Source organism: Pseudomonas sp. 10C3 (assembly GCF_036346185.1).
Lineage (GTDB): Bacteria > Pseudomonadota > Gammaproteobacteria > Pseudomonadales > Pseudomonadaceae > Aquipseudomonas.
In genome coordinates, this window is sequence record NZ_JASJVE010000020.1 from 83262 (window position 1) to 93535 (window position 10274).

General features: G+C 56.2%; 15 protein-coding genes. 10 read left to right on the forward strand and 5 right to left on the reverse strand.

Annotated elements, in window-relative coordinates; all coding sequences use genetic code 11:
- Positions 1–127 precede the first annotated feature (127 nt).
- Positions 128–583 carry a flavodoxin gene (locus QN399_RS19750; RefSeq protein WP_322177981.1) on the reverse strand — a complete coding sequence of 152 codons (456 nt, stop codon included), beginning with the start codon at positions 581–583 and terminating at the stop codon, positions 128–130.
- A gap of 99 nt (positions 584–682) precedes the next feature.
- On the opposite strand from QN399_RS19750, the gene QN399_RS19755 reads away from it, so the two are divergent.
- Entirely contained in the window at positions 683–1129 is a 447-nt protein-coding gene (locus QN399_RS19755) for a PAS domain-containing protein (protein WP_322177980.1), read from the forward strand.
- Positions 1130–1197: 68 nt separating this feature from the next.
- Positions 1198–1806, forward strand: coding sequence for a hypothetical protein (locus QN399_RS19760; protein ID WP_322177979.1), 609 nt, complete (start codon positions 1198–1200; stop codon positions 1804–1806).
- A 55-nt stretch (positions 1807–1861) separates the two neighbouring features.
- On the opposite strand, the gene QN399_RS19765 is transcribed toward QN399_RS19760, so the two are convergent.
- Positions 1862–2812 (reverse strand): MerR family transcriptional regulator, encoded by a 951-nt coding sequence (locus tag QN399_RS19765; protein ID WP_322177978.1) that lies wholly within the window; start codon positions 2810–2812, stop codon positions 1862–1864.
- Between the two features lie 200 nt (positions 2813–3012).
- Between QN399_RS19765 and QN399_RS19770 the strand changes: the two genes are divergently transcribed.
- From QN399_RS19770 to QN399_RS19795, 6 genes are all read left to right on the forward strand, one after another.
- On the forward strand, positions 3013–3582 hold the full coding sequence (locus QN399_RS19770; protein WP_330201454.1) for an antibiotic biosynthesis monooxygenase: 570 nt from the start codon (positions 3013–3015) through the stop codon (positions 3580–3582).
- 170 nt (positions 3583–3752) lie between these two features.
- On the forward strand, positions 3753–4463 hold the full coding sequence (gene folM, locus QN399_RS19775) for a dihydromonapterin reductase (protein WP_330201455.1): 711 nt from the start codon (positions 3753–3755) through the stop codon (positions 4461–4463).
- Between the two features lie 22 nt (positions 4464–4485).
- Positions 4486–5046, forward strand: a complete 561-nt coding sequence (gene folE, locus QN399_RS19780) for a GTP cyclohydrolase I FolE (protein WP_322177975.1) — start codon at positions 4486–4488, stop codon at positions 5044–5046.
- A gap of 2 nt (positions 5047–5048) precedes the next feature.
- Positions 5049–5420 (forward strand): dihydroneopterin triphosphate 2'-epimerase, encoded by a 372-nt coding sequence (gene folX / locus QN399_RS19785; protein WP_322177974.1) that lies wholly within the window; start codon positions 5049–5051, stop codon positions 5418–5420.
- A 116-nt stretch (positions 5421–5536) separates the two neighbouring features.
- Positions 5537–5833: a DUF1244 domain-containing protein gene (locus tag QN399_RS19790; RefSeq protein WP_322177973.1), complete on the forward strand. Its 297-nt coding sequence runs from the start codon at positions 5537–5539 to the stop codon at positions 5831–5833.
- On the forward strand, positions 5826–6167 hold the full coding sequence (locus QN399_RS19795) for a HopJ type III effector protein (protein ID WP_322177972.1): 342 nt from the start codon (positions 5826–5828) through the stop codon (positions 6165–6167). Before QN399_RS19790 ends, QN399_RS19795 begins: the two co-directional genes overlap by 8 nt.
- Positions 6168–6242: 75 nt before the next feature.
- Here the strand turns inward: QN399_RS19795 and trxB are convergent, their stop codons facing one another.
- Together trxB and QN399_RS19805 are read right to left on the reverse strand one after the other, a co-directional pair.
- Positions 6243–7205, reverse strand: a complete 963-nt coding sequence (gene trxB, locus QN399_RS19800; RefSeq protein WP_322278409.1) for a thioredoxin-disulfide reductase — start codon at positions 7203–7205, stop codon at positions 6243–6245.
- Between the two features lie 151 nt (positions 7206–7356).
- Positions 7357–7956 (reverse strand): peroxiredoxin, encoded by a 600-nt coding sequence (locus tag QN399_RS19805; RefSeq protein ID WP_322177970.1) that lies wholly within the window; start codon positions 7954–7956, stop codon positions 7357–7359.
- A 249-nt stretch (positions 7957–8205) separates the two neighbouring features.
- Between QN399_RS19805 and cysZ the strand changes: the two genes are divergently transcribed.
- A complete protein-coding gene (gene cysZ, locus QN399_RS19810; RefSeq protein WP_322278408.1) occupies positions 8206–8961 on the forward strand; it encodes a sulfate transporter CysZ in 756 nt (251 codons plus the stop codon).
- Positions 8962–9176: 215 nt separating this feature from the next.
- Complete coding sequence (locus QN399_RS19815; protein ID WP_322177968.1) at positions 9177–9488, forward strand: hypothetical protein; 312 nt, start codon at positions 9177–9179, stop codon at positions 9486–9488.
- Between the two features lie 685 nt (positions 9489–10173).
- On the opposite strand, the gene QN399_RS19820 is transcribed toward QN399_RS19815, so the two are convergent.
- A partial coding sequence (locus QN399_RS19820) for a transposase domain-containing protein (RefSeq protein ID WP_330201456.1) occupies positions 10174–10274 on the reverse strand: 101 nt, incomplete at its 5' end.

Sequence of the window (10274 nt, forward strand, 5' to 3'; positions counted from 1 at the left end):
AGTTGCATTGGCAGCCAGCTTACTGACCGAGCGAGTCATATCAGGGCGCACGGGTAAGAGCGGAACAGGCTTGGCAGGTATTGCTGCTGCCCAGCCTGCTCACGCGGTGCGCGCGCGATCGACCGACTCAGGCGTTTAGATGACGAATAAACTCCGCCAGCCACGGTTCTGCATCGGATTCAGGGGTAACGGTCTCGCTGGCATCCAGGCGCAACATGGGTTGCACTTCACGAATCCCCAGCTCGGCAAATAGCTCGCGCACCTGCTCGCCACCGCCGCAGAACGTATCGCCATAGCTGGCGTCGCCCAGGCCAATCACTCCGCCGGGCAAGCCACGCCAGGCCGCAGGCAACAGATCGCGAATCTGCGAATAGAGCGCCTGGAAGTTATCAGGCAATTCACCCAGCCCGGTGGTCGAGGTCACGACCAGAAACGCCTCGGGCGCGAACGCTTGCAACTCTGCCAAGGTGACACGCGGGTTGTGTCTAACCTCGTGGCCAGCGGCACGAATGATTGTTTCGGCATGCCGGGCGACTTCTTCGGCAGAGCCATAGACCGACCCGGAAAGGATGACCACTTTCATAAATAGACCCTGTAACACAGTAAAAACGTCGGGCATTATGCCCCAACGCAGCGCGATGTCTTAGAATGCTGGCTTGGCAATTCGCAACGGAAGCTTCCCATGATCAATGCAAAACTGTTGCAGCTGGTAATCAACGCCTCGAATGATGGCATTGTGGTCGCTGAGCAGGAAGGTGATGACAACATCCTGATCTATGCGAACAAGGCATTCGAATCGCTGACAGGCTACGCGGTGGAAGATATTTTGTATCGCGATTGCCGTTTCCTGCAGGCCGATGACCGGCAGCAACCAGGGCTGGAGGTGATTCGCCAGGCAATTGCCAGCGGCCAGCCTTGCCGGCAGGTGCTGCGCAACTATCGCAAGGACGGCAGCGCCTTCTGGAACGAGTTATCGATCACGCCGGTATTCAATGAGGCCGATCAGCTAACCTATTTCATCGGCATTCAAAAAAATGTCAGCGCACAGATCGAAGCGCAACAGCGCGTCGTCGAGCTGGAAGCCCAGCTGGCGCTCGCACGGGCAGAGATAGAATCACTAAAAAAATGACAAGTGGGGCTAACAAACCACTGAATGAGCTGTCTGTTCTCTAATAACCGCATATTTCGGGCTTTAGCATGCAACGCGATACCCTACTCACTCAGGATGAGCTGGATTTCATTCAGAACATGCAGCACAACCCGAAGCTGAACGTGCGTGATGCGTCGCGCGGCCTGCTCGTCAATGGTGGCGTGCAGATTCAGGAGTTGCTGACCCGTCTGGCTGCCCATGAGCAGGTGACGATTCAGGCACAGTTCGAAAACCAGCAAATGACCTTTCCGTTGCATCTGGTGGAAGATGAATTCCATGCCATGCATCTGGAGTTGGGCGCGCCGAGTATTTATGAAGAACAAGGTCCTCAGGTGCGTCCGTGGCGACTGAGCCTGCCTGAACCGCTACCGCTGCAAACCGAAAAAGGTTCGCAGAGTGCGCTCTGGGTGCATGAAATCTCGTTCAAGGGGATTTTGCTGGAGAACCGCAAAGCGACCAAACCGCCAAAATACTTCGCCCAATGGTTTGCTCCGACGGGCTACGCGCCCATTGCGTTGCGCGGCACCTTCGAACGGCTGACAGAACAAGGTCTTGCGGCGTACCGTCTGAGCCAGCGCAACAAAGAAGACACTGAGCGCCTGCGCCAGTACATCCTGCAACAACATCTACTGGTTCACCCTGCTCCGCTCGACTGAGCAACCGTGAACCGCGCCCCCCTGATCAAGAAACTTCACGGTGCATCGACACCGTCTATGTGTCCAGATGCCCCGCTAAAAACTGCTGCAAACGCCGCTGCATGGAACGTCCGTCACTTCCCAGGCAAGCGATGGGCGAACCGTCGAGGCTTTCTTGCGCCAAATCCGATGCCTCCCCTGCCAACAAAACAGGGCAATCCAGGGTCAGCGCGAGGCGCTTCAGGCGCCGAGGCAGATCCGCCGCAGGTGGATGATTTGAAAACAGCACCAAGGCCTGAGGCTGAATTTTTTCACAGACCAGGCTCAGCTCTTCCAGTGGCTGACCGAGCGCCAAGACACTGATCGACGTATCTGTCGTGCCCAGCATCAACCCCGCCACCCATAGCTCCAACTCGCGACATTGACCAGGGATAGCCGCAAGTACGACCTTCAACTCCGTCGTACCGCGCAGCATCTGCAAGCGTTGCAGCGTTCGCGCACGCAAAAAGCTGTCGAGAAACAACCATTCACTGGCTTGGCCAAATTGATCCTGATGCAGCAGAAACTCCTGCCACAACGGCATCAAAATGTCCTGGAACACCACGGTCAACGGGTAACTGGCAAATATCTGGCCATATAACTGCTCCAGACCGCGCTCATCGAAGGCGCTGATGGTGCGACGCAGTTGTGCCTGCCATTCACCCCACTCACCCAGCAAGCCATCATCTGGAAGCGGATTGGACTGAGTCCTGACGATGCTGGCCTTGGCGAGAATCTTTCCGACTTTGCTGACCGCCACACCGCGTTCGATCCAGCCAAGAATACTCCGTACCTCGTCGATGTCGGCTTGGGAATACAGACGGTGGCCGCTGTCGGTGCGGGTCGGCTGGATCAGCCCGTAACGCCGCTCCCAGGCGCGCAGCGTGACCGGATTGATCCCGGTAATACGCGACACTTCGCGAATGGGGAACAACTCTTCTTGTTTGAGGCCGCTGCCCAGAGCAGGGCCAATAACAGGTTCGGTCATGACAGGCATCGCTTGAGAACTGTGGCAGCATTGTACCCTCAAGGCCGCCCCTACAAACAACGCGAGCGACGACAGCCTCTGGCTTATTCGTGGGAATCGGGAATAATCCTTGCCTGCCTTTTAAACGCAGCCCACCACCCCGGCGCTGCGTTATGTGAATTCCCTACCCGGGAAACTCACTCGCCTTACGGAGATGCACGATGTCTACCTCACCCGTCACCCTGATGGTCGCCCGCCGCGTCGCCCATGGCCGCTACCACGAACTCATCGCCTGGCTGCATGAAGGTGAGCAACTTGCCACCGACTTCCCCGGATATCTGGGCTCCGGCGTTTTAGCGCCGCCCCCTGGTGACGATGAATTCCAGATCATCTTTCGCTTCGCCGACGAATTCACAATGCACGCATGGGAGCATTCCGCGTCACGAAGCACTTGGCTGGTGCGCGGCAGTGGCTTGTTTGCCCAACCGTCGGAACACCGGATCAGAGGCATCGACGGCTGGTTTGGTGCCGCCGGTCAGCGTCCACCGCGCTGGAAACAAGCCGTGGCCATCTGGCTCGCGTTCTTCCCGGTATCGCTAATGTTCAACTTCTTGCTGGGGCCCCTGCTCAATGAGTTGAGTTTGCTGCCTCGGGTGCTGGTCAGTACCTTGGCCCTCACACCGCTGATGGTTTTCCTGTTCATTCCACTGTCCACCCACCTGCTGTCACCCTGGTTGCACAGCGCACCTCAAGCGTCAATCCGCGCATCAGAATCGTCACCCAGCCACTAGCCAGGCGCGAAGTTCAACAACTCGCGCTGCGCGGTGCGGGTTGTTCAGTGAGGGCCATTGGTATAACTTTGCTGCAAATAATAGCCAGCTAATGGTTTCGCTGGTTCGAGCCGCATGCCGATCACTCAGGGCCCCGGCTTCAACCCTCACTGTGATGCGCGAGTTGCCCCATGGTTTTTCCCTCTGCCCCTATTCTGATCACTGGCGCCAGCCAGCGTATCGGGCTGGATTGCGCAAAACGCCTGTTGGCAGACGGTCATTCGGTTATCGTCAGCTACCGCAGCGACCGCCCGGGCGTGCAGCAATTACGTGACCTGGGAGCGCTGGCGATCCATGCCGATTTCTCATCTGAAGCGAGCATCCTGGCGTTCATCGATGAGCTCGGAAGCCACACCGACAGCCTGCGGGCAATTGTCCATAATGCCTCCCAGTGGCTGGCCGAAACGCCAGGCAATGAAGCCGCAGCCTTTACTCAAATGTTCAACGTGCACATGTTGGCGCCCTATTTGATCAACTTGCACTGCGCCACATTGCTTCACCGCTCGCCAGTGGCCGACATCGTTCACATCAGCGATGACGTGACCCGTAAAGGCAGCAGCAAGCACATTGCCTACTGCGCCAGCAAAGCAGGGCTTGAAAGCCTGACCTTGTCATTTGCGGCCAAGTTCGCGCCCCGAATCAAGGTCAATAGCATCGCGCCAGCGCTGTTGATGTTTCAACCCGACGACGACGCGGCGTACCGCGCCAAGACCCTGGCCAAGTCCGCTATGGGCATAGAACCCGGTGCCGAGGTGATCTACCAGAGCCTGCGCTATCTGCTGGACAACCCCTACGTTACCGGCACAACCTTGACTGTAAACGGCGGTCGGCACCTTAAATAAGTCGCCCCGCGAGGATTCCTTGATGACCTTATCGCTGCCACAGCATTACCGTGAGATCCTCGTGGGCCTGGGTGAAAACCCAGACCGCGAAGGCCTGCTCGATACGCCCAAACGTGCCGCCAAAGCAATGCAATACCTGTGTCATGGCTACGAGCAAAGCGTTGAAGATATCGTCAATGGCGCGCTGTTTGCCTCAGACAACGATGAGATGGTCATCGTCAAGGACATCGAGTTGTACTCGCTGTGCGAGCATCACCTCCTGCCCTTCATTGGCAAAGCACACGTCGCCTACATCCCGACCGGCAAAGTCCTTGGGCTGTCGAAGATTGCGCGCATCGTCGACATGTTCGCCCGACGCCTGCAGATTCAGGAAAACCTCACCCGGCAGATTGCCGATACGATCCGCGAAGTGACCAGCGCCGCGGGCGTCGCCGTGGTGATTGAAGCTCAACACATGTGCATGATGATGCGTGGCGTTGAAAAGCAGAATTCGACCATGATCACCTCGGTCATGCTCGGTGCATTCCGTGACTCGAGTACGACCCGTCAGGAGTTTCTGCAATTGATTGGACGGAGCAAATAGTCATGCCAAGACTCGAACCAGGAACGGCCCGCATTCGGGTCAAAGACCTGCGCCTGCGCACCTTTATCGGCATCAATGAGGACGAGATCCTCAACAAGCAGGACGTGCTGATCAACCTGACGATTCTGTATGCCGCCCAGGATGCCGTGCGGGACAACGACATCGATCACGCCCTCAACTACCGCACGATCACCAAAGCCATCATTCAGCACGTGGAAGGCAATCGTTTTGCGCTGCTGGAACGGCTGACCCAGGAAGTGCTCGATCTGGTGATGCGCCACGACGCGGTGCTGTACGCCGAAGTCGAAGTCGATAAACCTCACGCCCTGCGATTTGCCGAGTCTGTGTCGATTACCCTGGCTGGGCAGCGTTGATTCAGTGTGAATAAGGGGCTGACCAAGAACCCTCACGAATGTGTTCGCGAATGGCTTGGCCCCGGTGCTTTCCCCTCTTATCATTCAAACCATTAACTGCCTGCAAAGAGCCCATCATGACCGAGCAAGAACGCCTTGAACTCGAAGCTGCCGCCTTCCGCCGCATGGTCGCGCACCTGGACAGCCGCAAAGACGTCCAAAACATCGACCTGATGAACCTTGCCGGTTTCTGTCGCAACTGCCTGTCCAAGTGGTACAAGGCCGCAGCCGATGAGAAACAGATCGACGTCAGCCTCGACCAGGCCCGCGAAGTGGTTTACGGCATGCCTTACAGCGAGTGGAAAACCCACTACCAGCAAGAAGCCAACGCCGAGCAGAAAGCCGCGTTCGCCAAGGAAAAAAAGCATGACTGATCTGAACACCCTGCGCGCCAGCCTTCGTAGCGGCCAGCACGCCTTCGCCGACACCCTGGCATTCATCTCTACTGGCTACGACTACCAGCCACAGGCGTTCAACAACGGCAGCGTGGAAAACGCCGCCGGGCAGAACGAAGGTTCCTGCAAGACACTGGGCCTGGCCGTGCTTGAAGGTCTGAGCGATGAAGAAGCCCTGCTCGCATTTGGCGAACACTATCGCTCGGTGCAAGCGACCCCTGAAGGCAACGATCACGGCAACATCCGCGCGCTGATCGCTCACGGCCTGGTCGGGGTGACCTTCGCAGCCGAGCCGCTGAAACGCAAAGCCTGAATATTCCGTGCCAGCAAGACTGAACATAAAAAAACCGGCCTAGGCCGGTTTTTTTTTGCAGCCACAAGCAGACTTTTACAGCGAAGTGTCCTGCAGGCCATCGAGATAACGCTCGACGTCCAGTGCCGCCATGCAACCCGCACCCGCCGAGGTAATCGCCTGACGGTAGATGTGGTCAGCCACATCACCCGCCGCGAAAACACCGTCGACATTGGTAGCAGTCGCATTACCGTCACGACCGCCCTGAACCACCATGTAGCCGTCTTTCAAGGCCAGTTGACCTTCGAACAGTGACGTGTTCGGCGTGTGCCCGATAGCGATGAACACGCCATCGACTTTCAGCTCGTCGGCGCTGCCGTCATTATTTCTCAGGCGAGCACCGGTCACGCCCATGTTATCGCCCAGCACTTCTTCCAGGGTCGCGTTGAGCTTGAGCACGATCTTGCCTTCGGCAACGCGGGCATGCAGCTTGTCGATCAGGATCTTCTCGGCGCGGAACGTTTCGCGACGGTGGACCAAAGTCACTTTGCTGGCGATGTTAGCCAGGTACAGCGCCTCTTCCACGGCAGTGTTACCACCACCGACGACTGCGACTTCACGGTTGCGATAGAAGAAACCGTCGCAGGTCGCGCAGGCAGAAACGCCTTTGCCCATGAAGGCTTCTTCTGATGGCAGGCCCAGATAACGAGCGCTGGCACCGGTCGCAATAATCAAGGCGTCACAGGTGTACGTCGCGTTGTCGCCTTTGAGACTGAACGGCTTGCCAGCCAGGTCCACGGCGTTGATGTGGTCAAACACCACTTCGGTTTCGAAACGCTCGGCGTGTTCTTTCATCCGCTCCATCAACACAGGGCCGGTCAGGCCGTGGGGATCACCAGGCCAGTTATCAACCTCAGTGGTGGTGGTCAATTGACCACCTGCCTGCATGCCGGTAATCAGCAGCGGTTTGAGGTTGGCACGTGCCGCGTAGACCGCTGCGCTGTAACCGGCAGGGCCGGAGCCGAGAATAATCACTCGGGAATGACGTACATCAGACATGACACACTCCTATTGACCGGCCATCGTTACGCGTGGTCGGAACGCCGGTGTACCGGCTGGAATAAAAAAGGACCGCACAAGCACTTGGGGAAGGCTTACAACACGGCAGTCCTGAAAATATGAGGCTGCGGCCGGAGCCGCAGCCGGGGTATTACAGGTTCTTGGCGTTTTCGGCCAAGTAATCGGCAACGCCCTTGGCGTCAGCCTTCATGCCTTTTTGACCTGGGCGCCAGCCGGCTGGACAGACTTCGCCGTGCTCTTCGGTGAATTGCAGAGCTTCAACCAAACGGACCATTTCGTCGACATTGCGACCCAGTGGCAGGTTGTTAACGACCTGATGCTGAACCACACCTTCCTTGTCGATCAGGAACGAAGCGCGCAGAGCGACGCCAGCTTCGTGTTCGATGCCGTAAGCGCGAGTGATTTCGTGTTTGACGTCGGCCACCATGGTGAATTGAACTTCACCGATGCCGCCTTTTTCAACAGGGGTGCTGCGCCATGCGTGGTGAGTGAATTGCGAGTCGATGGAAACGCCGACCACTTCAACACCCAGCTCGCGGAATTTCGCGATGCGGTTGTTGTGGGCGATGATTTCAGACGGGCAAACGAAGGTGAAATCCAGAGGCCAGAAAAACAGAACCACGTATTTGCCACGCAGGGAGGACAGCTTGAAGCTGTCGACGATAGAGCCGTCACCCAATACCGCTGCTGCGTCGAAATCCGGGGCCTGCTTGTTTACCAGTACGCTCATGATGACTCCTTGGAGATTAAAATTTCAGGAAGAGATTGATAAGTTGTCGAGAAGCTTATCGGGGTCGCGAAGATTAAGGAAATATCGTTTCACAATCCACCTCATAGGCAGGGTCTATCCAGATAACCTTTGTATCAACGCTTGACCATAGACTTTACGCCGTCGGGTTTGTTACCGCGAATGTCTGCACTTTCGTACGGGCTGCAAAGCCGGTAAGGTCGGCGCGTTTCCCACCACCCGGAGCCTGCCATGCCTGCCCCTGTTCTTTCTGGCCCGCAATACCTGCGTGAAGGCCTGAAACTGGTCCTAAGCCCCGGCTTGCGCCTGTTCGTTCTGCTGCCGCTGGCCATCAACCTGGTGCTATTCGGCGGCCTGATTTACCTGGCCATGCATCAGTTCGGCATGTGGGTCGACACCTTCATGCCAACCCTGCCGGTCTGGTTGAGCTTTCTCAATTACATCCTCTGGCCATTGTTCGTGGTGCTGGTGCTGCTGATGGTGTTCTTCACCTTCACCATGATCGCCAATATCATTGCCGCGCCGTTCAACGGTTTTCTCGCGGAAAAGGTCGAAGTGGTGCTACGTGGCACCGATGACTTCCCGACCTTCAGTTGGGGCGAACTGGTCGCCATGGTCCCGCGCACCTTCAGCCGGGAGATGCGCAAACTTGGCTACTTCCTGCCCCGCGCGATCGGCCTGCTGATCCTGTCCTTCATCCCGGTGGTCAATCTGGTCGCTGCGCCACTGTGGCTGTTGTTCGGCGTCTGGATGATGGCTATCCAGTACATCGACTACCCGGCGGACAACCATAAAATGGGCTGGAACGAAATGCTCGCCTGGCTGCGTGCTAAACGCTGGCAGAGCCTAAGCTTCGGCGGCATCGTCTATCTGGCGTTGCTGATTCCGGTGGTCAACATCTTGATGATGCCCGCCGCCGTAGCAGGTGCGACCTTATTCTGGGTACGCGAACGCGGAGCAGAGGCAGCGCCCGGTAACACGCTTTAAAGCTCGCCGATAGCAACCGGTTGTTTTGTTCCAGTGACGCACCGGCTGTTATCTAAAGCACGCACTAACGCCCGATGAATTTCACTGCCATAACTATGTATGTGCTGTCACCCCGCTTGATCCTTTCTAATGGCTCTTCCAAACAACCTGTCCCTCTGCATACCACGATGAGCATGATGTTCAACGGCGGGGACGCTAGATAAAGGAAGATCACCATGAGCACTGAAATCATTCGTGAAAAAGCGCGCAACCTGCTGAATGCTGCGTTGGAAAACTGGAACCTGAACCCGGACGCCGTCTATTTCAACGGCGTCAACAACATGACCGAACGCCTGGTCATTGCTTCCATTTCACTGACCGAAGAAGCCGTAGATAAAACCCTCGAAAAAGATCTGCCTACGTACTCCTATGTAAACGGAGGTCTGTTTTCGGTAGCTTACTCGTTCGCCGATGAACACCGCGTGGAGGGGCCTGACGCTGAAACCCTGAGCCGCATCATTACTGAAATCGTTCATACCCTGGCTTAATAGCACCACGCATTTCCTTGATGGGAAGTCATTGCGGCATTAACCAGAGCATGTTCATCCTGTAAAAAGGATGAACATGTTTACCCCGTAAAAAAATGAAAACAACCAAGGCACTATTTGGCATCAGAACAGGGGCGATTAACCGGAAGGCAACCCCTTGCCGATAGGGGGGGGGCAACCCTTTGCCCACGTCCTATAAATAACTATTTGTAGGAACTTTCTGTAGGACAACTATTCCAGCGCTCAGAATAGCTGCAACAGTTGACTCATCCTCCTCGCCGCTCGTCCTCAAATAAAAACTGGCATCTTTATTGCTCTCCTAACACTAAAAAACCAGGAGGCATTATGCCCATTGAACCCAGTATCAACTAAATTCAAACTGTTTCAAATATTCAGAAAACCATCTTTGGTTCCGTACCCGCAGCTATCGAGAGATTAGTCGAGCCTCGCTCAAGATTCGTACACACGTTAGACAGTGCCATGAGCGAATATAACGCGACTCAAGATAGAACATATCAACCGGCCCCAGCGGCACTTACAATGTTCGTACTGCCCCGCTCGACAGTGTTCATGCAAAATGATGTACGCAACAAATCCCCGAATCAAGATAAAAGCTATACACCCGCCCGATTGAAACAACGTAAGCGACCCATAAACCCCACGTACCGTTAGATGGGGTTTACGTTTACCTTGGCATCTCTGGCGAGCAGTTCCAAGGCAGCAAGGCTTCGAAGTCTTCTACCGACGAGGCTTGCGGCAGGCGTTCAAGTACGTGGCGCAGCCACG

Coding starts and splice junctions, on each gene's coding strand:
- cysZ (WP_322278408.1), top strand. CDS start 8,206: ATGCCTGCCCCTGTTCTTTCTGGCCCGCAATACCTGCGTGAAGGCCTG.
- QN399_RS19765 (WP_322177978.1), bottom strand. CDS start 2,812: ATGACCGAACCTGTTATTGGCCCTGCTCTGGGCAGCGGCCTCAAACAA.
- QN399_RS19750 (WP_322177981.1), bottom strand. CDS start 583: ATGAAAGTGGTCATCCTTTCCGGGTCGGTCTATGGCTCTGCCGAAGAA.
- QN399_RS19790 (WP_322177973.1), top strand. CDS start 5,537: ATGACCGAGCAAGAACGCCTTGAACTCGAAGCTGCCGCCTTCCGCCGC.
- trxB (WP_322278409.1), bottom strand. CDS start 7,205: ATGTCTGATGTACGTCATTCCCGAGTGATTATTCTCGGCTCCGGCCCT.
- QN399_RS19770 (WP_330201454.1), top strand. CDS start 3,013: ATGTCTACCTCACCCGTCACCCTGATGGTCGCCCGCCGCGTCGCCCAT.
- QN399_RS19805 (WP_322177970.1), bottom strand. CDS start 7,956: ATGAGCGTACTGGTAAACAAGCAGGCCCCGGATTTCGACGCAGCAGCG.
- QN399_RS19755 (WP_322177980.1), top strand. CDS start 683: ATGATCAATGCAAAACTGTTGCAGCTGGTAATCAACGCCTCGAATGAT.
- QN399_RS19795 (WP_322177972.1), top strand. CDS start 5,826: ATGACTGATCTGAACACCCTGCGCGCCAGCCTTCGTAGCGGCCAGCAC.
- folX (WP_322177974.1), top strand. CDS start 5,049: ATGCCAAGACTCGAACCAGGAACGGCCCGCATTCGGGTCAAAGACCTG.
- folM (WP_330201455.1), top strand. CDS start 3,753: ATGGTTTTTCCCTCTGCCCCTATTCTGATCACTGGCGCCAGCCAGCGT.
- QN399_RS19760 (WP_322177979.1), top strand. CDS start 1,198: ATGCAACGCGATACCCTACTCACTCAGGATGAGCTGGATTTCATTCAG.
- folE (WP_322177975.1), top strand. CDS start 4,486: ATGACCTTATCGCTGCCACAGCATTACCGTGAGATCCTCGTGGGCCTG.
- QN399_RS19815 (WP_322177968.1), top strand. CDS start 9,177: ATGAGCACTGAAATCATTCGTGAAAAAGCGCGCAACCTGCTGAATGCT.